The organism is Streptomyces colwelliae, assembly GCF_048158785.1.
Classification (GTDB): domain Bacteria; phylum Actinomycetota; class Actinomycetes; order Streptomycetales; family Streptomycetaceae; genus Streptomyces.
Genome location: NZ_JBLTJC010000030.1, coordinates 1 through 20062 on the forward strand (window position 1 = coordinate 1; position 20062 = coordinate 20062).

The 20062-nt window shown below is 69.8% G+C and carries 20 protein-coding genes; 10 read left to right on the forward strand and 10 right to left on the reverse strand.

What is annotated here, in order from left to right; genetic code table 11:
* Positions 1-597 precede the first annotated feature (597 nt).
* From ACNFOC_RS09225 to ACNFOC_RS09235, 3 genes are read right to left on the reverse strand one after another with little or no spacing between them, the layout of a single operon-like run.
* Entirely contained in the window at positions 598-1734 is a 1137-nt protein-coding gene (locus tag ACNFOC_RS09225; protein ID WP_212728826.1) for a YhaZ family DNA alkylation repair protein, read from the reverse strand.
* A 52-nt stretch (positions 1735-1786) separates the two neighbouring features.
* Complete coding sequence (locus ACNFOC_RS09230; protein ID WP_006378998.1) at positions 1787-2659, reverse strand: TauD/TfdA dioxygenase family protein; 873 nt, start codon at positions 2657-2659, stop codon at positions 1787-1789.
* Positions 2660-2685: 26 nt separating this feature from the next.
* Positions 2686-3564 carry an amino acid--tRNA ligase-related protein gene (locus tag ACNFOC_RS09235; RefSeq protein ID WP_006379091.1) on the reverse strand — a complete coding sequence of 293 codons (879 nt, stop codon included), beginning with the start codon at positions 3562-3564 and terminating at the stop codon, positions 2686-2688.
* A 515-nt stretch (positions 3565-4079) separates the two neighbouring features.
* On the opposite strand from ACNFOC_RS09235, the gene ACNFOC_RS09240 reads away from it, so the two are divergent.
* The 10 genes from ACNFOC_RS09240 (at position 4080) to ACNFOC_RS09285 (ending at position 13548) form a co-directional block, all read left to right on the forward strand.
* Positions 4080-4358, forward strand: coding sequence for a hypothetical protein (locus tag ACNFOC_RS09240; protein WP_024127153.1), 279 nt, complete (start codon positions 4080-4082; stop codon positions 4356-4358).
* A 133-nt stretch (positions 4359-4491) separates the two neighbouring features.
* Positions 4492-5532 carry a fatty acid desaturase family protein gene (locus ACNFOC_RS09245; protein ID WP_006378956.1) on the forward strand — a complete coding sequence of 347 codons (1041 nt, stop codon included), beginning with the start codon at positions 4492-4494 and terminating at the stop codon, positions 5530-5532.
* 113 nt (positions 5533-5645) lie between these two features.
* Positions 5646-6791 (forward strand): inosamine-phosphate amidinotransferase 1, encoded by a 1146-nt coding sequence (locus ACNFOC_RS09250; protein ID WP_266697489.1) that lies wholly within the window; start codon positions 5646-5648, stop codon positions 6789-6791.
* Positions 6792-6852: 61 nt separating this feature from the next.
* Positions 6853-8175, forward strand: coding sequence for a JmjC domain-containing protein (locus ACNFOC_RS09255; RefSeq protein WP_266697488.1), 1323 nt, complete (start codon positions 6853-6855; stop codon positions 8173-8175).
* Entirely contained in the window at positions 8172-9002 is an 831-nt protein-coding gene (locus tag ACNFOC_RS09260) for a DUF3865 domain-containing protein (protein WP_006378897.1), read from the forward strand. The genes ACNFOC_RS09255 and ACNFOC_RS09260 overlap by 4 nt, the downstream gene beginning before the upstream one ends.
* Positions 9002-9436: a GFA family protein gene (locus ACNFOC_RS09265; RefSeq protein ID WP_006378701.1), complete on the forward strand. Its 435-nt coding sequence runs from the start codon at positions 9002-9004 to the stop codon at positions 9434-9436. Before ACNFOC_RS09260 ends, ACNFOC_RS09265 begins: the two co-directional genes overlap by 1 nt.
* A gap of 129 nt (positions 9437-9565) precedes the next feature.
* Positions 9566-10432 (forward strand): dimethylarginine dimethylaminohydrolase family protein, encoded by an 867-nt coding sequence (locus ACNFOC_RS09270; RefSeq protein WP_006378929.1) that lies wholly within the window; start codon positions 9566-9568, stop codon positions 10430-10432.
* Between the two features lie 74 nt (positions 10433-10506).
* Positions 10507-11781 carry a cation:proton antiporter gene (locus ACNFOC_RS09275; RefSeq protein ID WP_024127150.1) on the forward strand — a complete coding sequence of 425 codons (1275 nt, stop codon included), beginning with the start codon at positions 10507-10509 and terminating at the stop codon, positions 11779-11781.
* Entirely contained in the window at positions 11778-12350 is a 573-nt protein-coding gene (locus tag ACNFOC_RS09280; RefSeq protein WP_006378663.1) for a nitroreductase family protein, read from the forward strand. The genes ACNFOC_RS09275 and ACNFOC_RS09280 overlap by 4 nt, the downstream gene beginning before the upstream one ends.
* 235 nt (positions 12351-12585) lie before the next feature.
* The gene (locus ACNFOC_RS09285; protein ID WP_258040108.1) at positions 12586-13548 is read left to right on the forward strand and encodes an SAM-dependent methyltransferase; all 963 of its coding nucleotides are present in this window, start codon (positions 12586-12588) and stop codon (positions 13546-13548) included.
* Positions 13549-13630: 82 nt separating this feature from the next.
* Here ACNFOC_RS09285 and ACNFOC_RS09290 read toward each other — a convergent pair whose 3' ends face one another.
* The 7 genes from ACNFOC_RS09290 to ACNFOC_RS09320 form a co-directional block, all read right to left on the reverse strand.
* Complete coding sequence (locus ACNFOC_RS09290) at positions 13631-14950, reverse strand: NsdA family TPR-like regulatory protein (RefSeq protein WP_006379171.1); 1320 nt, start codon at positions 14948-14950, stop codon at positions 13631-13633.
* A 130-nt stretch (positions 14951-15080) separates the two neighbouring features.
* On the reverse strand, positions 15081-15647 hold the full coding sequence (locus ACNFOC_RS09295; RefSeq protein ID WP_024127147.1) for a DUF6302 family protein: 567 nt from the start codon (positions 15645-15647) through the stop codon (positions 15081-15083).
* Between the two features lie 32 nt (positions 15648-15679).
* Positions 15680-16576 carry an exonuclease/endonuclease/phosphatase family protein gene (locus tag ACNFOC_RS09300; RefSeq protein WP_212728765.1) on the reverse strand — a complete coding sequence of 299 codons (897 nt, stop codon included), beginning with the start codon at positions 16574-16576 and terminating at the stop codon, positions 15680-15682.
* Between the two features lie 26 nt (positions 16577-16602).
* Complete coding sequence (locus ACNFOC_RS09305) at positions 16603-17496, reverse strand: endonuclease/exonuclease/phosphatase family protein (RefSeq protein ID WP_212728764.1); 894 nt, start codon at positions 17494-17496, stop codon at positions 16603-16605.
* 54 nt (positions 17497-17550) lie between these two features.
* Positions 17551-18387, reverse strand: a complete 837-nt coding sequence (locus ACNFOC_RS09310) for an endonuclease/exonuclease/phosphatase family protein (protein WP_200723513.1) — start codon at positions 18385-18387, stop codon at positions 17551-17553.
* On the reverse strand, positions 18384-19313 hold the full coding sequence (locus ACNFOC_RS09315; protein WP_103546306.1) for an endonuclease/exonuclease/phosphatase family protein: 930 nt from the start codon (positions 19311-19313) through the stop codon (positions 18384-18386). The genes ACNFOC_RS09310 and ACNFOC_RS09315 overlap by 4 nt, the downstream gene beginning before the upstream one ends.
* The gene (locus ACNFOC_RS09320; RefSeq protein WP_210539583.1) at positions 19310-19960 is read right to left on the reverse strand and encodes a DUF6624 domain-containing protein; all 651 of its coding nucleotides are present in this window, start codon (positions 19958-19960) and stop codon (positions 19310-19312) included. Before ACNFOC_RS09320 ends, ACNFOC_RS09315 begins: the two co-directional genes overlap by 4 nt.
* Positions 19961-20062 lie beyond the last annotated feature (102 nt).

Here is a 20062-nt window from a genome sequence, read left to right on the forward strand (position 1 = left end):
GGTCTGCATAACGTGGATGCGCGCGTACGACACCACCGCCGAGGCCGGCACGTTCAACTCTCCTGGAAGGGCGCGATGTTCGACACCGAAGACGTGGGCGTGCTCAGTGCTGTTCCTCCTGAATCACAGCCGCGAACCAGTCACCGTCGAACTGGGACGGTCTCGGCGGTTTCATCGGTCGACTCACTCATGCCACCCACCTCGTATCCAGACGTGCTGAGCAGCGGGTGTCGTCAACACGGCGCACCGTCACGGGGGTGGGCCGTCGTTCGATTCCGGAGGGCTGATGCACGAGGGTGGGGGCGGGATTCATGATGTCCTCCATCTGGGCGGGGAAGTGGCACTGGTGCTCTAAGAACGCGTCGGATCGGGCTCCGTCACGGCTCATTTCGTGAACACACGTTCTGATCGGGCTGTTGGGGCGGGCAGGGTGCGGCGGCGGGCCTTGAAATCTGTTCGACGCAGTCGGGTCACTCCTTCGGGGGATTGCCGTGCTGGCTGGGGATCCGGTGTGGGGCATGGCTGACCGGGCCGTGGCGAGGACGAGGCACGGCCCTGGTGGAGAGCGCTCAGATCAGGTAGAAGGCCGGTCGCGGATCATGCCGCGACGACCGTGAACGGCGCGGCGGGAAAGCGGCGGCCGTTGACCTGGATCGCGACGGTGTACGGGCCGGGAGTGATCTTCGTTGTGGCCGTCGAACGCAGCTTGTGCGGCTTGGCCAGAAGGAGCGGCCGACCGGGCTGGACGGTGTTGCGGTTGAGGAAGTAGACCTTCTCGCGCGGCTTGCCGGTGGGGGTGGTGGAGGAAATCACGAACATGACATCCACCGGGACGGCCACGGTGGCGGTGAGGGCGGCGGAGAAGGTCAGCACGTCGCCGTCGGCCAACTCGGTACGTTCCAGGACGAGGGGTGTCAGCTCGAGAGGTGCGTCGTGCGGGTAGCCGAGGAAGGCGTAGGCGTCCGGCGAGCCCTTCTTGAGCCTGCTCCGCAGGGCCGTCCTGGCGATGAAGGCGAAGTGCTGGTCGGTGGCGCTGGCGGTGTCCTTCCACCGCCCGAGGGTGGCCAGGACGAGTTCGGGCTGCGTGCCGGCGAGGTCGTGGAGGTGGTTGGCGACGGAGGTACGGACGTAGGTGCTGGAATCGGCGTAGAGCCGGTCGAGCACAGGGAGCGCCGCATCGTCGGGCAGGGAGATGCGGGGCGCGCAGGGCAGGAGGGGGCGGGTGGCTTCACTCGCGAGCCGGCGGGTCCGGTGGTCCTCGTCGCGGGACCACGCGTCAACGGCCTTCATCGTCTCGTCGGGGAAGTCGTTGAGGAAGTCCCGCACGGCGACCTCTGCCGAGAAGTACCGGGTGAAGCGCGCGAGGGCGTCGAGGGCTTGGTCCAGGTACTCGCCGGTGCGCAGGTAGCGCGCGACGAAGTCGGAGTGCGGGGAGTAGGTGTGCCACCCGAAGTCGTTTGTGATGCCGGCGGCTTCGGGAGTCGGCGGCAGCGAGCGCAGCAGGACGTCGAGGGCTTCGGTGCCGGTGACCGGAAGGTGGGTGTGCAGTGCCTGGCTGGTCCGAGAAATCCGGTCTTTCAGCTCCAGTGCGGGTAGGTCGGACATCACGTCCTGTACGAAGGCGCCGGCGTCGAAGTCTGGGCACACGCCGTGCACTTGGTGTCCGATCTGGGTGATGCGCTCGAGGTTGAGGGCGGTTTCCTTCAGGGGCACCTTCACGGCCTTCGCGGTCATGGGCAAACACTAGGGCTGGCGACGAGCGCAGACAGCGTGTTCTCGCCGCCGGTCATCCCTCGGAGCCACGGGAAGCGGCATGCTGTCGAACGGCAGCGCGATACAGCAGGCGGGGGTGGCGGGAGCTGTCGCACGGGGATGCGGTGTGGAGGGTGGCGAGGTTGTCCCACACGACGAGGTCGCCCTGACTCCAGCGATGGCTGTAGAGGTACGGCGCTCTGGTCGTGTGCTCCAGCAGGTCGTCGATCAGGGCGCGGCTGTCCTGATCGGAGAGTCCGGTGACGCAGCGGATCACCATGGAGCCGAGCAGCAGTGAGCGGGCTCCGGTGACCGGATGGGTCAGGACGAGCGGGTGCTCGACCTCTGGCTGGCCGGCGAGGCTCCCGGCCGCGGCCGACGACTGCCCGCCGCTGGCCTGGCTCTGCAACGCGCCGAGCTGCTGGATGGAGTGCACCGCGCGCATCTTCTCGATCCGCTGCCGTGCCGCCGGGGGGAGGCCGGTGTAGGCGCGGGTCGCGTCGGCGAAGCGGGTCTCGCCGCCTTCCTCGGGGGTGATGACCGAGTACAGCAGCGTCACGGCGGTCAGCTGTGGCTTGAAGCTGTTGTCGGCGTGCCATTCCTCCTCGTCGTCCCCGTCGTAGATGCCGACGTACTCGCCGTCCTCGACGATGTTGCTGATGACGGTCAGCCCGGGAAAGCCGCCGACGGCATAGCGGCGGTCGATGCTCGTGTCCACCGTTCCGAAGCAGGAGGCGACGGTCAGGAGATCGGCGTGGGTCAGGTGCTGGCGGGGCACGACCAGCAGCCTGTGCTGGTGCAGGGCTCGCGCCAGCTGGGGCGCGAGCCCTTCGGCTTCGGTCGCGAGGTTGCAGTCGACGACGGCGCCGAAGCCGCTGTCGTCGAGCGGGCGCAGCGACAAGGACATCGCGGCTCCTTTCGGAAGGGTGGCGGTCAGAACTGGGCCGACTGCTGGAAGACGCTGATGTCCTTGATGCCGGAGGCGGCCATACACAGCCGCTCGATGCCGATGCCGAGCCCGACGCTGTGGGCCGGCGCTTGCCCGGCGTCGATCGCCTTCCACGCCAGGGCCTGCTCGTCGTCGTACAGGTCCACCGCACGGGCCCGCTCGACGAACGCGGCCCGGTCGGGCTCGTCCTCGTAGCCGTGCACGACTTCGAGGCCGTCGATCAGGACCTCGAAACGGTTGAGGACGGCGGTCGTGCCCGGTGTGAGACGGGCGCACGGCTCGTCCCCGCCGATCGGGTACTCGGTCAGGAACAGTGCGGCACCCGTGCTCTGGGTCTCCAGTTCGCGCTCCACGAACCGGCCGAGCACCGTCTTGAACGGCACCTCGGTACCCATGTCCAGGTGGGCGGCCATCTGTGCGGGCAGATCGCCGAGGGGCTCGCGGCGCAGGTCGATGCCGAAGACGTCATGGATGTGGCCGGCGACAGAGACCCGCTCGGGGGTGTAACGGATGTGCGGGACGACCAGGCGCTCGGCCAGCGCGAACAGGAACTCGAAATTCTCGTCGGCGGCGTAGAGGTCGAGCATCTGGAACTCGGGCGCGTGCAGCTCGTCCGGCTTCTCGGGCCGGAAGCACTGACCGATTTCGAAGACCCGCCGGTGGTGCTCCATGTTCACGCGCAGCGCCGGGCCGATCATCGCCCGCAGGAAGCGGCCCCCGTCGAGATCGACCGGCACGCGACGTCCCGGGCCGAGGTCGGCTCTGCGCACCGTAGGGGTGACCACCTCGACGAACGTCTCTGAGCGCAGCGTGTCACGCAGGCTGAACAGCAGGTCGGACTTCATCACAACGGGGTTGAGCACGTGTGCTCCTCAAGGCCTCTGTTTTCAACGGCAAATGGAGGGAATCCGGTCGCCACGGCGTCCTCGTGCACGGCTCCTCGGCGGTCCCACAAGCTAGCCGCGGCGACGCGCGCAGCAGAAGCCCTTCTGCTGGCATCGCAGCGCCCGACGGCCCCGATCCGCCACTGTTCCAGGACGAGACTTCGGCGTTTCCGCAGCTCAGGTGGCATGGACGCGCAACGGTCACGCAACGGTCCCGTGCAACCGCCGCAACGCCCATAGCCGTTGCGGCTGCCTCCGGCGCAGCCCTAGCGTGACTGGCCAAGCGCCCAGCGCGACCACGTACCGCAACGCTCATCCAACGCTCATCCACGGATGGAGCGGACGTGCTCCGGCGCGACTTTCCACCGGCGGGCGCTCGCGCCCATGACGTCCGAGCCGACGGTTCAGCACCTCACCCGACCGCGGCCCGGCAGCTCCATCAGCCGATCACACGGACTCGCGGGGTCACCCGCGACCGAAGAGGGAGAACCTCCATGACCGCTACCGCCGCAATGACCCCGGACACCGGCCTGAAGGCCGGCATGCGCCCGGACGCCCCGGACCTGAAGGCCGGCATGCGTCCCGACGCCACCGACCTGAAGCTCGGCATGCGTCCCGACGCGGGCGCCCTCAAGCTCGGGATGCGTCCCGACGCCACCGACCTCAAGACCGGCATGCGCCCCGACGCCCCGGAGCTGAAGCTCGGGATGCGTCCCGACGCCACCGACCTCAAGGCCGGCATGCGCCCGGACAGCGCCCTCACCGCCGCCTGATCCGCGGCTGAACCACCCTTCCGTCGTCCTCCGGCGCGCCCGCCAACAGTGCGCCCGCCAGTGCGCTGCCCAGCCGCGGGCGCGCCGGAGCACGGCACATTCCCACCCCGCACCACATCGACTGGAGGACCTGATGGGCAGCCCCGCCAGCAGGACCCGCAACGGCACCGGAGCCTCCGGCCCCGTGCGTAAGGCCCTCGGCCAGCAGCTCATCACCGACCTGGAGAAGCTCTGCGGACGCCCGACGATCGGTCTGTGGGATGTCGCCTGGGACCTTGTCGCGATCGCCGCCGCAGCGATCGCCGGGCATCTCGTCGGCCACGTCGTCGGCCCGCTGATCGCCGTCTGCTACATCGGCGTGCGCCAGCGCCACCTGTCCAACCTCGGGCACGAGTGCGTGCACTCCAAGCTCATGGCCACCCGCCGCGGCAACCGGGTCATCGGATACCTGCTGACCGGGCTACTCGGTGAGGGCTTCGCGCCGTACCGCAGCAGCCACTATGTGCACCACGCCAAGCTCGGCTCCGACGACGATCCGATGTTCCAGTCCTACCTCGCGGGCAACATCCGTGCCGCCGGCCGGGCGCCCAGCCGGCGCGCGTTCGTCCTGCGGGTCATCGTGCGCAACGCCATGTGGCGCCTGCCGAAGACCGCCGTGCTGACCCTGGTCACCCGCGCGCCGGGGGAGGCGTGGCGAGCGCTGGCCGCCCGTGCCCTGATCTGGGCGGCCGTCGTCGCCGCACTGTGGCCCGTGGGCGGCGTGCCGTACCTCCTGCTCTACTGGCTGCTCCCGCTCGTCTTGGTGCGGCCGGTCGTCACGTGGATCACTGATCTGGGCAACCACGCCGGGCTGATCGAGAACGACGACATCCTCCTGCAGACCCGCGGCTGGAGCTCGCACTGGCTCACCCGGCACCTGCTCGGCGGCCATCTCGACGACATGTACCACCCCGTCCACCACTGGTGTCCGCAGATCCCCTGGCGGCGCCTGCCCGAGGCCCGCGCCCTCACCTCGGAGCGTCTACAGCGGTGGGAGGAAGTGCCCTGGTGCTCCGGCTACTTCTTCCGCCGGCGCTCCACTCCCGACCAGCCGTGCGTGATCGAGGACATCATCGCCCGGCTCGCCACCGCCAGCGCCGCCTGCACCCCGCACCGGCACCCCTCGGCCGCCTGACCGCACCCTGAACCCGCCCGCCGAACCCCCGTACGGCACCGCCCCTCCCAGCGCGCACCCGCGCGCCGGAGGCAGGGGCGCGCCGTCGCCCGCCGCCGAGGAGGCGGCCCGCCATGCCCCAGACCGCCCCTGCCCCGCCGGCCCTGAACAGCTTCGACGAGTTCACCCGACTTGAAGAAGTGGTCCTCGGCCGCGCTGATCACTACAACGCCCACCACACCGACACCTCGTGGCGGCTGTTCTTCTACGACAACGTCGCCCCCGCCCTCGACGGGCATGCCAGCCCGTCGGGGGAGGAACTCCTGCCGATCCCCCCGCAACTCCTTGACGAGCTCAACGAGGACATCGCCGGCCTGGCCGATGCCCTGACCGGATGCGGGGTGAACGTTCTGCGGCCCGCGGCCCCGGGCAAGGACGTCGACATCCGCTCCCCGCACTGGGACGCGAGGGCCACCCCGCCGCTCAACGTCCGCGACCAGAGCATCGTCCTGGGCAACACCATCGTGGAGACTGCGCCCCACGTCCGCGCCCGCATCTTCGAGAACGACCTGCTCAAGCCGGCCTTCTACCGCTACTACCAGGCCGGGGGTGCGAACTGGCTGAGCATGCCCCGGCCCGCCCTGACCCGTGACTCCCTCGACACCGGCTACTTCACCCGCCAGGGCTTGGACGTCGCCCGCGCCACCGAAGGCGAGATGGCCGGCACGATCGAGGGCCTGGGCCTGGAGATGGTCTTCGACGGCGCGCAGTGCATGCGCCTGGGCCGCGACGTCCTGGTCAACGTCGCCAACCTCAACCACGAACTCGCCCTGCGCTGGCTCCGGGACAACCTGCGCGACCTGCGATTCCACCGCCTGGACGCCATGGCGGACAACCACATCGACAGCGTTCTGGTCCCGCTGCGCCCCGGCCTGATGCTGCTGCGCTCACCGGAGTACCTGAAATTTCTCCCCGAGGCCATGCAGTCCTGGGACGTGATCTACGCCCCCGAGACCGACGACCGCAACTTCCCGGACTACAGCGACCTCGGCTTCGTCATCCCCATCGGCAGCCGGTACATGGACATCAACCTGCTGTCCGTCGACGAGAACACCGTCGTCGTCAACTCCCTCTACCCGGAGCTGATCGCCGTCCTGGAGCGCCGCGGCTTCACCGTGATCCCGGTCCGCCACCGCCACCGGCGCCTGTTCGGCGGCGGCTTCCACTGCTTCACGCTCGACACCGTCCGCCGCGGCGGCCCCGAGGACTACCTCACCTGATCCCGCCGCCCGGCCACCCGGGCCCCTTGCCCCGCGCCGCCCGAACATCAGGAGACCCTTGATGAACAGCACCTACCCCTGGCCCCCCGACCAGGCATTCTGGACCGGCACCTTCCCCGAGCACACCACCGGACGGACCACGCCCTACCTGTTCAAGGGCATCATCCCCGCGGCCGCAGCCGGACCGGACGACGTCCTGGCGGGATTCGAGGCCATCCGCCGGGCCCACGCCGCCAGCGCCGACATCAAGGCGCACGCGCGCGTCTACGTCGGCGAGGACCGCCGCGACGACCTCCTGGCCCAAGCACTGACCGCCCCCTCCTGGGACGAGGGCGTGGACGTCTTCGTGCCGTGGATGCAAGATGTCGCCGCCGCCGAGCGGTTCTCCCTGGTCATCAACAACCTGGAGACCATCAGCCCCGCCCTCGCCGCCGGCCTCGGCACCTTCCTCAAGAGCGTCATCGACGGGTGGGGCCTGCCCCTGGGCGGCGCCGAACAGGTCGCCTTCGCCGGCAACTACAGCGGGACCGCGTTCGGCATCCACGAGGGCTACGAGGACGCCTTCCTCGTCCACCTCGGCCCCAACGCCAAGAACTTCTACTGCTGGCCCGCCGAGCAGTACGAGAAGCTCACTGGCGGCAAAAAGGCCACCCTCGGCGACTACCAGGCGCTGCTGGAAGAGGCCGAGCACTTCCTCCTGGAGCCGGGCGACGCCCTGTTCCTGCCCCGCCGGGTCTTCCACGTCGGCACCCAGGACACCTTCTCCGTCTCGGTGGCCATGCCGCTCTACACCTACCCGTACGCGCAGATCCTGCAGAGCCGCATCATCCCGGACGTGCTCGCCGCGCTGGCCGGCGAGGGACCCGACGACCCGCTCAACGAGCCCTCCGCGATGGCGGACACGGCGGTTGGGCTCGACGCCGTCGCCGACCGGCTGTCCGGCGTCGGCCGCGAACTGCTGCTCCTCGCCGTCGACCGCGTCGGCGGCGAGGCCCGCCAGCACGCCGAGCAGCGGTGGGCCACGCTGCTCAGCAACGGCGGCTGGGAACTCGTCGAAGGTGACCTCGCCCGCCAGGAAGCCGCGGACGCCTTCGACCCCGAGCAGGTGACGCCCGGCGCCGAGATCACCCTGATCGCCCCCTACCAGGTGACCACCCTCGACAGCGGCGACGACACCCGGCAGGTCCTGCTGCGCGGCCATCAGACGGGCATCGCCCTCGATGACGCGGCCCTGGACCGGGACACCGTCGCCGCGCTCAACGACGGCGACACGATCGCTCTGCCTGACAACCCCGAACTCCTCGCGGCCGTCCGGGCCCTGGGAGCCACCGGCGGCCTGCAGCTGTCGCCCCGCCCCGCCGACACGGAGGACACCAAGAAATGACCCCCGACAACAGCCTCATCCAGGCGTACATCAAGGCCAACCCCGAGACGCAGAGCGCCGTCAACGGCACCCTGCTGGGCAAGTTCACCTCCGGCAACGCCCTGGTCACCGCGCACCTGACGCCGATGGTCGACTGGACGTACGGGAAGATCGCCGAGAAGGTCGGCGCGGCCGACCTCAACGAGCGCCAGGCCCGGATGTACATCGAAGAGCTGAGCGTCTTCGCCCGCTACAACGCGCAGTACCTCAAGGCGGCCGCCACCAGCGTGGAGGGGTTCTGCCCCGAACTCGCGCACGAGCTGCGCCGCAACCACCTGGAAGAGGGCGGCGAGCGCGGCAAGGTCCCCGCGCACTACGTCCTCTACACCAACGCGCTCCTGTCCGATCTCGGACTCCTCGTCAACGGCCACGTGCCCGCCCGCGAGACCGAGACGCTGGTCAACCTCCACCAGTGGATGGTCGGCTCGCACATGCCCAGCCACATCGCGGGCGCCTACTACGCGACCGAGGCCGTGGCGATCGCCGAGACCGAGATCCTGCGCGACATCACCAACCGCTACGGCGTGCTGACCGGTCAGGGCAGCGGCAGCGAGCTCAAGGCCCTGCACTACTACTACGAGCTCCACCTCGACGACGAACACGAGGCCGCCCAGGTCGGCGGGCTGAGCGTCGAGGCTGCCCACATCGAAGGTCTGGCGCGATTCATCAGAGAGAGTGAACTCTTCCACATCGACCTGCCCCAGGCCCTCGACGGCTTCCTCACGATCGCAGAGGGAATGACACACTGGTGGGCTCAACTCGCCCACCGTGCCTCGGAGATGAACTGATGAACGCCACCCCCGACATCGTCGCCGCAGCCCAGGAGCGCTCCGGCGGATGCCTGTGCGGACGGATCCGCTTCACCGTCAAGGGGCCGGCCGTCTACCCGCACACGTGCAGCTGCCCGCACTGCCAGAAGCTCGGAGGCGGGCCGATGATGTGGTGGGCCGGCTTCGCTCCGGACGGTGTCACCTGGACCAACGGGGTCGAGCCGACCTGGTTCGAGACGTTCCCGGGCGAGGCCAAGCGCGGATTCTGCCCGGACTGCGGCAGCCGCCTCGCGGCGATCGACAGCGACGTCCCCGAGCTCGGCATCGTCGTCACGGCCCTGGACAACACCAGCGGAGCCGACCTCGTCCCCGTCAACCAGTCCTTCCGCGACAACAACGTGCGCTGGCTGCCCCAGGTCCCAGACACCCAGAAGAAGAGCCCCGTCGGCTGACACCCGCGAGACCTCCGGGGGCCGGCAGCCTGACCTGCCGGCCCCCGGACCCCGCCCCTCCTGGGCTCGTCTGCGCCGCGTCCGTCTCGCCGTTCGACCCGCCCAGCACCAGACCCAGGAGGGCTCATCGTGCTCATCCCGCACGCCACCAGCGAGTACGGCGCCCTGCGCCACGTCGCTCTGCGTTACGCCGGCGATGTCACCCCCGACCTCGACGGTCCCGACGTCCATCCCGTCCTGGCCCGCCAGAAGACCACCAGTTCCTGGAGGCCGTACGACCCGGCCACCGTCCGCGCCCAGCAGGACACCCTGATCGACCTGCTGCGCAGCCGCGGCACGGAGGTGACCCTCCTCGACGCGGCGCCGGGCTGCCCGGTCCAGCACTACCCCCGCGACATCGCCTTCGTCATCGACCACGTCCTGGTCATGGCACGCCTGAACTCGGTTCACCGCCTCCCGGAGGCTGACGCGCTCACCGCGCTCATGACCGAGGCCCCGCACGTCGTTCATCTCGACGAGGGCACCATCGAGGGCGGTGACGTCATCCTCCACACCGACACCGTCCTGGTCGGCCTCGGTGAAGAGACATCCCCCAAGGGCGTCACGGCGCTGCAACAGGCTCTGTCCCACCACGGCGTCGCCCGCGAAGTGCGCCCGGTCCGCTTCGCCGTCGACGGCATCGTCCACCTGGACGACCACTTCACCATCGTCGCCCCCGACACCGCCCTCATCCACCGCGCCGTCTTCCCGCCCGCCGAACTGCGCTGGTTCGAGCAGCACTTCGACCTCATCGACGTCCACGACGACGAAGCCCGTGCTGTGCAGGCCAACGTCCTGGCGCTCGCGCCGGGAACCGTGATCATCGCCGTCGGCAGCGACCGCATCGCCGCGCAGCTCGCTGGCCGCGGACTCGAGGTCCTGGCCGTCGACTACTCCGAGGTCACCCGCATCCCCGGCTCGCTTCGCTGCACCACTTTGCCGCTGACCCGCGCCTGATCCACTCCATCCCCCGCCCGGCGCCCGCCTGCCGTCCCGCCGCGCGGCCATCCGCCCCGACTCCCGGAGCTGCCGTGTCCGATTCGCTGCTGCCCGTGCTCCTCGCCGTCCCGGTCGTGGTCCTCGCCTGCCAGGTAGGCGGGAGCGCCGTACGGCTATTCGGCCAGCCGCCGGTCATCGGCGAAGTCCTGGCCGGGATCCTGCTCGGACCCTCGCTGCTCGGCTGGCTCGCCCCCAGCGTCCAGCACCATCTCTTGCCGCCCTCGGTCCTGCCCATCACCTCCGCCCTGGGCAACCTGGGCCTTTTAACGTTCCTCTTCCTGATCGGACTGGAACTCGACCTCCGTACCCTGGGCACCAGCCGAGGCGCGGTCGCCGCCGTCAGCCTCAGCGGCGTCCTGCTCCCCATGGCCCTCGGCGCCGGCCTGGCCGCGGCGCTCTACCCGCACTTCGCCCCCGACGGGGTCGGCCGGCTGCCGTTCACCCTGTTCGTCGCCGTCGCCGTGAGCATCACGGCCTTCCCGGTCCTCGCACGGATCCTCGCTGACAGAGGCATGGAGACCACGCCCCTGGGTGCCTTCGCCCTGGCCTGCGCCGCCACCGACGACGCTCTCGCCTGGTGCCTGCTCACCGCGGTCGTCGCCCTGTCCACCTCCGGCACCGCCCTGTCGGCCCTGACCACCCTCGCCCTGACCGCTGCCTTCGCCGCCGGCCTCACCGCCCTGCGCCCGGCACTGCGCGCCCTGCTCGAACGCGCCGGCCGCACTTCCGACGACCTCGTCCTGGTCCTGCTTTTCGCCGGACTGTGCCTCAGCGCCTACACCACCGACCAGATCGGCGTGCACCCCGCCTTCGGCGCCTTCCTGTTCGGCGCATGCGCGCCCCGGGGCCTCCGGGCCGTCGAGCGCAGCGCCGCCCGCATCCGCGCTGTCGTCCTTCCCCTCTTGCTGCCGCTGTTCTTCGTCGACACCGGCCTGCACACCGACCTCTCCACACTGCCGGCCGGACAGTGGGGCTGGGGAGCGGCGATCCTGGGCATCGCCGTCATCGGCAAATGGGGCGGCGCTGCCGGCGCAGCGCGGCTCACCGGCTTCGACTGGCGCTGGTCGGCCGCCGTCGGCACGCTCATGAACTGCCGCGGCCTGACCGAACTCGTCGTGCTCGGCATCGGCATCCAGATCGGCGTCATCAGCGAGCCCCTGTTCACCCTCCTGGTGGTCATGACCGTCATCACCACCGCAGCCACCGCCCCGATACTCAGGCGCGTTGCCGGCGACGACCCGAGGATGACCCCGTCGGCCCCGCACGCCGAATCCGAGCGTGACCCCGCCCGAGAGGCCACGGGATGACCCCGCCTCCGAACCCGGTTCTGGAAGCCGTCCTCAGTCGGCGCAGTACCCCCCGCTTGACCGAGCCCGCGCCCGGCCGCCACGACCTGGAGCGCCTCGTCCAGGCCGCGGCCACCGCACCCGACCACGGGCGACTCCACCCATGGCGGCTGATCGCGGTGACCGGCGACGAGCGGGCCCGACTCGGTGAGGTGCTCGGCGAAGCCGCCGCGCCGGAGCAGGCCCGGCGCGCCGCCGCGAAGCCTCTACGCGCCCCGCTGCTCCTGTCGATCGTGCACTGCCCTGTACCCGACCATCCGAAGGTTCCCGACTGGGAGCAGCTGGCCGCCACCACCGGCATGGTCACCATGCTGTCGCTGCTCCTGCACAGCCACGGCTGGGCATCGATCTGGCGCACCGGGTCTGCAATCCAGGCCCCCCAGGTCCGCAAGTACCTCGGCGTCGCCGATGGGGAGCAGCTGCTGGGCTGGCTGTACGTCGGCACCCGCTGTACGCCCGGCACTTCCGCTGAACGGCCTCCGCTCGACACCACGGTCAAGATCACCTGGCCCGACGATGCGAGCGGCTGAGCCTCCCGCCAGCACTCGGACACGCAGACCAGGCCCGACAGCTCCTGCGGGCGCCAGACCGAACCCTGCTGAGCACCACCGTGAAAGGCCGACCATGCACAACATCCACCAAATCGAGACACACGGGCGCCCCGTACGCGTGAGCGTGGACCCCGAACCCGAGCAGGAAGGACGTCCCGCCCTGTGGCCGAGCGTGGGGGAGTACCCCATCTACGACCCGTTCCTCTACACGACCATGACCACCGACGACGAACGCAACAAGCGCTTCCGCACGGCACTGTCCCACCTCGCCCCCAACAGGCGCATATTGGACATCGGGACTGGACAAGACCTTCTCTGGGCGCGCGAAGGAGTCCAGGCGGGCGCCCGGCACGCTGTGGCCATCGAGGTCATTGAGGACGCGTTCCACAAGGCGGCGGCAAACCTGTCGGCCTTCGACCCACAGGACCGGATCACGCTCCTGCACGGCCAGTCGACCAACCTCCAGTTCGCGCCCAGAGCCGATGTCTGCGTCGCGGAGATCATCGGCTCCCTGGCGGGCGCCGAAGGCGCGGCGGCCGTCCTGACCGATGCCCGGAGCCGCCTCTTGGCGCCCGGGGGACTCGTGGTGCCCCACCGCGCGGAGACCCTGGCCGCAGCAGCCTGCCTGTCCGATCTGCTTCCCGAGCAGCCGGTGGCGTTCGCCGAGGCATCCCTTCCGTACCTACGGAGCATCTTCGACTGGCACGGCACGCCCTTCGACGTGCGGCTCAGGGTCGAAAACCCCTCTATCGGGGCGCTGCTCTCCGAAGGCGTGCCCGTCGAGGTGCTCGACTTCAACGGCGATCTGCGGACGGAGCAGCGCAGGACAACGCGCTTGGTCATCACGCGGCCCGGCCGCGTGGACGGCGTGCTCACATGGCTCAATCTCTGGTGCCTGCCGGACGAAGAGCCACTGGATGCCCTGCACATGAAGACGAACTGGGCCACCATCTACCTGCCGCTCTTCGACAGCCCCAGGCCCGTCGCTCCTGGAGACGTCCTGGAACTCACTTTCGCGGCCGCTCTCAGCGACGACGGGGTTCATCCGGACTATCAACTCAGTGCCGCACTGCACACCCCGAATGGAGAAGGCCACCACGGCTCCCTGGAATCCCCGCACCACGGCGGTCCCTTCAGGGCCCACTGGATTTACCGGAGCCTGTTCCCGACAAGCTGACAGACGCCCAGGGCAGGCGGGTTTCGCAGCCGGGTCAGAGCACGACGTGGCGGCCTCTGGCCTCGGATGCGTACAGCACAGGTCAGAAGCCGCGTAGCGGCTCGCCTGCCTTCAAGTGGTCGAGACGTTCGGAGAGCCGCCGGCTCATCAGGTGCTGGGACGCCTGGGAGGCGCGCTTCGAGGCAGTCGCGTGCTCAGCCGAGTCGCCGCGCAGCCGGGCCAGCTCGGCCTCGGTGATCAGGAGTTCAACCGTGTCCCGTGTCCGGTCCGACGGAAGGGCCGACGCCTCCTTCAGGGCCTGTACCCCCTGTTCGGCCAGCCCTGCCACAGCGAATGCCCATGCCGCCTGCCCCTCCAACTCGCGCAGGTCGAACCACTCCAGCCAGGTCGGGCCGGTGCTGCTCTGAGCGCGGGCGAAGAACTCGCGGGCACGCTTCACCGCAGCCACGACATGGTCTGTCTGCTCGTTCAGCGCCCATGCTCGCGCTTCGGTCACGCACGCGTAGGCCCTGACGAGGGGAGGCGTCCCCTCGGCCGCCAGGACAGCACTGCGGGCGTGCGCGAGGACGTCGGCCCGCCCGCCCTGGGTTGCAGCCAGTCGGGCTTGGTGGATGTGGACCCGGGTGATGCGGGCGCGGTCGCCGATCGCCTGGGCGAGCCGCATCGCCTGAAGGTCGTATCGCTGGGCCAGGCCGGGGAGCTGGTCGTCGTAGGCCATCGACGCCATCGCGAGTACCGCGTCCACCACGCTGCCGTACAGCCGGCGCCCGGTCCGCGCGGAGAAGCTCCCGTTCAACATCGGCGTGGCGTGCGTGTCCATCATCGACGCGAACACCCCGCGGAACTTGCCCCCGCCGTGCTGCGAGTCCAGCCTTCCGTACAACCTGGTCTGCTCGTCAAGCAGGTCGATGTCCGCCGCCGTGACCTTGTGCCGTCCCTGGCCACCGATAACGGCGTCCGCCGGCATCACGAGTGCCTCCCGCGACGCAGGACCGAACACGCTCGGAGAGAACGCGCTCTTGACCACGTTGCGCCTGCGCATGGCATCCAAGGCCCACAGCTTGGAGAGCATGCGCACGGCGTGGGGGACGTCCAAGTACTCCAACGACTGTGCCGCGACCAGGCCGGTGTCAGACGGCCAGCCCAAGCTCTCCGGCGTCACGACCCGGTTCAGCGCTGCCGACAGCACGTAACATGCGGCGGCTGCCAGGTCGTCGCCGGGCGTCGCGCCCTTGCACCACCGCGAGACGGTGCTCGTGACCACCGAATAGGGCAGACGGATCGCTTCGCACCGTGCGCCGATCCGGCGGGCGAAGCCGCTCATCGACCAGTCCAGCATCTCAAGGTGCTTGAGTAAGACCTCGTTGCGCTCCGATCTCGGACTCATCGTCGCGCCGCCCATCCCGGTGGGGACAGGAAGAGAACCGGAGCGTCGACGGCTGGGCCCCGTGCGCCCGGGTGCCTCGGCTTGCTGCGGCTTCGGCGGGCCTGTGGGCCGACGCTCTCCAGGACCAGCGTTGTCCGGCTGACGGTCATCGCTGGTCCTTCGAGATACGGCGGATGACGAGAGGTGAAGGAGTGCCGATCGCCGGCCAGGTGCCCCGGGTCGCCGACAGCAGCGGATCCTGCTGCCCGGTCCGCCCACCGATCGGGTCCGTCTCGCCCGTTGCGGGCTCGGGATGCTGGTCGTATATCGAGACGTGACGGAGAAAGGCGTGGATGGCGGACGGCGCGTACCCGAAGTACTTGCCGCGCTCTGCGTCGTCCCAGGGCTGTCGAGGGCCCCAGTCGACGGTGTGACAGGTGTCGAAGTAGACCGACAGGCCGAGCCGGATACGCGGAAAGCCAGGTCGACCCCGAAGGGCCGCCCAGACACGCACGGCGTCGGTCACGGTGCCCACGGACAGGTAGCCACCCCTGCGGGTGCCGCCGACGGGCACCGCGAGGAGCACGTCGCCGTCCACCTTCACACCGACCGCGCAGTCGAGGAGGTCCGGTTCGGCAAGGCGCTGCCGGAACCAGGTGTAGTCCTCGGCACACCCCTGGGGCGAGGGACGGCAGAGCGGCGCGGCAATGCGCGCGACCAGGGAGCGGGGCATGCGGAGCGTGTGCCTTCCGCCGTGGCCTTCGGTCATGCCGTGCGGCTGATCGGGTTGTTGAGGATGTTGGTGAGGGTGTCCCGGTCCAGGCGCACCACGACCGTGTGGTGGTCGGATAAGCCCTTCATATTGATGACCTCGACCTCGCGCACGGCAGGCAGGAGCTGCTTGCTGGCGTAGATCCGGTCGATGCGCGAGTCCGGCCCGTGCGTTTCGTAGGCGTCGACCGTCGGCGCGACTGCGGCGGTGTTGCCCGCGGTGGTGGCGAGGTGGCGGGCGACGTCCTGGAGGCCGGCGGTGCGCAGGGTGTCGTCCGGTCGGTCGTCCATCCGGCGCACGTTGTCCAGTCCGATGTAGGAGCGGTGCGCCCGGTGGGGCTTGTCGGGGATCTCCTCCAGGACGGGCAGGGCCGGATCCCCCGGGGTGCCGGGCACGGGGTAGCTGTTGTTGTCGCCGCCGAGCAGCGCCGGGTAGTGGACGCGCCGGCCATCGACCTTGACCCATCTGTCGTTCCACTGGGTCAGCCGCTCGGCCTCCGACAGGCGCGTGGTGGTGGAGCCGTAGTTGAGGTGGTACGAGCCCACGATCAACGGGACCGCGCCAGGGGCTGTGCCAGCGAGCTGCAGGCTGCGCACGGTCGGCGGGAGCACCCACATGGGGCCGGTCTTCGGGAACTCGCCGACGGGGGTGAAGAGGTTGGTGTCGTGGTAGAGGGCGGTGCAGCACTCGGGGCCGATCAGTCCGGCCATGCCGAGCACGGCTTCGGCCGCGTCTGCGAGCGCGTTGCCGTCGTCCTGCGCGTTCCACACCTCCTGCCGCAGGAGCAGATGCAGGTCGAGCGACGCCAACTTGTCGTGCATCCGCTGCCACAGTGCGCGGTCGCCGCCGCCGTTGTTCTCGAAGTTGCAGATCGCCGCGTTGATGAGCATGGAGATTTCCCCCAGAGATAGAAGTGTCAGCGGGCAGGCGTGAGGACCTGGCGGAGGACGTTGAGGTCGAACCGCGCGACGAGCAGGGCGTGGTCGGACACCTCCCGCACCTCGTCGGTCGCCAGGACGTCGAAGCCGATGAGGGCCGGGGCGAGATCGGGGGTGCAGTACATGCGGTCGATGCGCTGAGCCGCCCCCTGGTCGGTGCGCTTCAGACTCGCCGTCGCCGCGAGCGCGCCGGGCCGGCCGAGGGTGGTGGCGGCGTGCAGGCCGAGATCGGTGAAGACCGGATCGCCGCCGGAGAGGATCTCATCCGGCCGGGTGTCCGAGACGCGGCAGCCGTCGCGCTCGATGGTGCGGTGCTGGTAGTGGACGCGGTCCGCGACTTTGTCCCAGTCCGGGAGCGCCACGGACTCCAGCGCCGTCTGGTGCGGGTAGCTGTTGGCGTCCATCCCGACGAGGGCGCTCCGGCCGTGGTCGGCGAGTGTGGTGAGCCGCCTCGCCTCGGTCGCGCGCATGTCCGGGTCGAAGTGGCACAGGTGGGCCGACGCCAGATCCAGTGACTTCGGACACCCCTTGAGGCGGACACGGGGATTGCAGATCGGCTTCCACGCCAGGTCGTGCTCGAACTCGCCGTCGACGAGGAACAGGGCGGGATCGACCATCACGCCGACGGGGTTGCGGCTGCGCCCCTCGCGTGGCGCGGCCATAAACGGCGTGAGGCCGCCGAGCCGGTTGGCCTCGGCGTACAGGTCGGCCTTCCCCCGGTCCCACGCGCCTGTCAGCTCCTGGCGCAGCACGATGTGCGGTTCGATGGCGGCGAGGATGTCGCGGGCCAGGTCGCGGTGGTCGTCGCCTCCGCTCGGGCCGCGGCCGTTGTGCTCGATGTTCCAACAGACGACGCGCAGTTCATCGGTCACGTGTTGGTTCTCCTTGCTGACGGTCTCGACGGTGGACGGGCGCGGCGGCGCGGTTCACCGGTCGGGGGTGAGAGCTGCATCCGCCTGGGGCAGTTCGAGCGTGACGATGAACGGCAGGTGGTCGCTCAGGCCCCGGGCTTCCTCGGTATCGGGGACCTCGCACCCGGTGAGGGCAGGAGCGAGGTCCGGCGCGAGGAGGATGTGATCCGAGCGGTGGTCCCACCGCTCGGCGTCGCTCCAGTAGCCGGCCGTGCGTGGCACCGGGATGCCGAGCGCCGCGACAGGATCGATGAAGCCTGCGTGCACGAGCTTGGCCATCGCCAGGCGGTCACTGCCGCCGTAGCTGCCGTCGGCCAGTTGCGACCGGTGGCGGGAGTGCAGTTCGGCCGGAATGACTCCCCAGTCCTCCAGCTCCTCGTCGACGACACCTTGGACGTTCAGGTCTCCGGCCAGGACGACGCGCCGGCCGGCGGCGCCGTACTCGGTCAGCCAGTCGGCTTCGCGGGAGCGGCTGCTGCCGCTGAAGGGCGCCAGGTGAGTGTTGAGTACGGTGAGTTCGCGGCCATCCACGGTGAGGTGGGCCCGCGAGACGACGTGGTGGAAGGTGCCTTCTGCGACATCGGGGTGGAACGCCGTGCACCGCACGCGGGGCCACCGGTAGAGCGTGACCAGGTGGCAGTTGTGGCTATTCGACGGGGCGAACTGCGCCTGCATTCCAAGAAGTTCGGCGAAGCCGAGCATGCGGGCGTAGCCGCCCTCGTCCCACCTCTTCGCCTCCTGCAGGCACAGGACGTCCAGGTTCTGCGCCCGCAGGAACTCCGCCTGGGCGCGCCAGCGTTCACCGCCGCCATTGAGCAGGTTGTACGTACCCAGCCGCACGGTGATGGTCATGCCGCACCGCCGGCAGCCGCCGGGTGGCGGCCGCGGACCGACGCGGCGTGCCGGTTGTCGTGCGGCTGATACATCGCTGCAGACCGGTGCAGGATGGTGCGCATCTGCGCGAAGTCGAACTCGGCACGCAGAGGCAGGTGGTCGGACAGCCGGCGCAATTCAGGGCTGTCGCAGACGGTGAAGCTGGTCAGGGCTGGGGCGAGTTCCGCGCTGAGGTATCCGCGGTCGATGCAGTACCTGGGGCCTTTCGGTCGGCCGGGGTGGTCGCGGTAGCCGGAGCTGGGGGCCAGAGCTTCGGGCTGATCGAGGTGCTCGGCGGCGTGGCGTGCCATCTCGACGTAGCCGGCCGCCAGCAGTTCACGGTCGGGGCGCACGTCTGTGTGCCGCCGGCCGGCGCAGTCGTAGGTGCGGTTGGCGACGAAGGCGTGGTCGGTGTAGTCGTCCCAGCGGATGTCCGTGCCGACGCGATAGCTGTTCCAGTCGCCGAAGATCATGGCCAGCCAGCCGGGTTTGGCGAGAGTGGTGCACCAGCGGGACTCGGTCAGGCGGTGCTCGGGCGACCAGTAGCAGGTGTGCATGCTGACGGCGCTGATCTGCCGGGGGCTGAGGGTGCCGTCAGCGTCGCGGAGGCGGACGGCGAGGTTCGCCGGCGCGTGCCAGGGTGCCCATGCCTGCGGGTATTCCTCCGTGCACACCAGCGGTCCATCGCGGCGGACGAAGATCGCGTTGTCGTTGGAGCTGCCGGGTCGCGGGACAGCGATATGGCCGTCCATGTCCAGGAGTTCCGACACCCGGGCGAGCTGGTCCGGTTGGACTTCCTGTTGGAAGAAGATGTCAGGGCGCTGCTCCTGGACCCAGCGGGCGCCCGCCTCCAGGTTGATGCCCTTCTCCAGATTCCAGTTCAGAACGGTGATCGATTCGTTCATGCCGCGCACCTCTCGGGCAAGGAGAAGGGGATCGGGTCCGCTGTAGCGGAGGTCGATAAGGAGCCGAGCGGCCCGTGGCGCTCGCGGAGGTGCCGGGCCTGCTCGGCGTAGGGAGGCAGGTCAGCGCCGGCCCTTCGGGTGTCGAGCTGCGCGAGGTCGGCGATCGGGTGCGGCTGGAGCTGCCCATCAGAGCGGTACCAGTGCTGGGTGCCGTACAGCTGGGGCTGCCTGGCGTTGACGAGGCAGCGGTCGTGCAGGTGAGCCAGCTGGGCACGAGTGGCTTCACCCGCTGTTACGGCCACTTGGAGCAGTCGCAGAAGCCTCTGCTGAAAAGCCGGATCGTGGTCGCAGTGGACCGCGATACTCACGGCCGCCTGGCACGCGTTCTGGCCCACCGTCCGGCGCCCCGGCCACTGCCTGAGACTCTCCACGATGCGGTGCAGCGCCACGGCGTTGTCCTGCTGCGCCTTCTGGGTGGCCGCGAGGGCATCTGCTGCCATGCGGACGCGTTCCGGCCCGGGCGTGCGCCACTGCTCTCTGGTGATTTCCACGCGGCTCAGCAGTTCGGCAGCGAACGCGGCGTGACTCGGGCTCGACTCGTACGGCTCGCTCACGGTGTCACCGGCCTGGAGGGTCCTGCCGACCAACGGCCGCGCTTTGTGTTGCCAGTCTGCCCGTGGCGGCACTGAGCCCGCGCAGGCGGAGCCATGGTGGGGGATGAGGGGGTGTTGAAGCTGGCGAAGGGCCCT

Bases quoted from the DNA above. Each gene is read 5' to 3' on its own strand.
- ACNFOC_RS09230 (WP_006378998.1), bottom strand. From the start codon at position 2,659: ATGTCCTTGTCGCTGCGCCCGCTCGACGACAGCGGCTTCGGCGCCGTC.
- ACNFOC_RS09290 (WP_006379171.1), bottom strand. From the start codon at position 14,950: ATGGGCGGCGCGACGATGAGTCCGAGATCGGAGCGCAACGAGGTCTTA.
- ACNFOC_RS09245 (WP_006378956.1), top strand. From the start codon at position 4,492: ATGGGCAGCCCCGCCAGCAGGACCCGCAACGGCACCGGAGCCTCCGGC.
- ACNFOC_RS09300 (WP_212728765.1), bottom strand. From the start codon at position 16,576: ATGCTCATCAACGCGGCGATCTGCAACTTCGAGAACAACGGCGGCGGC.
- ACNFOC_RS09260 (WP_006378897.1), top strand. From the start codon at position 8,172: ATGACCCCCGACAACAGCCTCATCCAGGCGTACATCAAGGCCAACCCC.
- ACNFOC_RS09315 (WP_103546306.1), bottom strand. From the start codon at position 19,313: ATGAACGAATCGATCACCGTTCTGAACTGGAATCTGGAGAAGGGCATC.
- ACNFOC_RS09295 (WP_024127147.1), bottom strand. From the start codon at position 15,647: ATGCCCCGCTCCCTGGTCGCGCGCATTGCCGCGCCGCTCTGCCGTCCC.
- ACNFOC_RS09225 (WP_212728826.1), bottom strand. From the start codon at position 1,734: ATGACCGCGAAGGCCGTGAAGGTGCCCCTGAAGGAAACCGCCCTCAAC.
- ACNFOC_RS09250 (WP_266697489.1), top strand. From the start codon at position 5,646: ATGCCCCAGACCGCCCCTGCCCCGCCGGCCCTGAACAGCTTCGACGAG.
- ACNFOC_RS09240 (WP_024127153.1), top strand. From the start codon at position 4,080: ATGACCGCTACCGCCGCAATGACCCCGGACACCGGCCTGAAGGCCGGC.
- ACNFOC_RS09285 (WP_258040108.1), top strand. From the start codon at position 12,586: ATGACCACCGACGACGAACGCAACAAGCGCTTCCGCACGGCACTGTCC.
- ACNFOC_RS09255 (WP_266697488.1), top strand. From the start codon at position 6,853: ATGAACAGCACCTACCCCTGGCCCCCCGACCAGGCATTCTGGACCGGC.
- ACNFOC_RS09280 (WP_006378663.1), top strand. From the start codon at position 11,778: ATGACCCCGCCTCCGAACCCGGTTCTGGAAGCCGTCCTCAGTCGGCGC.
- ACNFOC_RS09310 (WP_200723513.1), bottom strand. From the start codon at position 18,387: ATGACCATCACCGTGCGGCTGGGTACGTACAACCTGCTCAATGGCGGC.
- ACNFOC_RS09265 (WP_006378701.1), top strand. From the start codon at position 9,002: ATGAACGCCACCCCCGACATCGTCGCCGCAGCCCAGGAGCGCTCCGGC.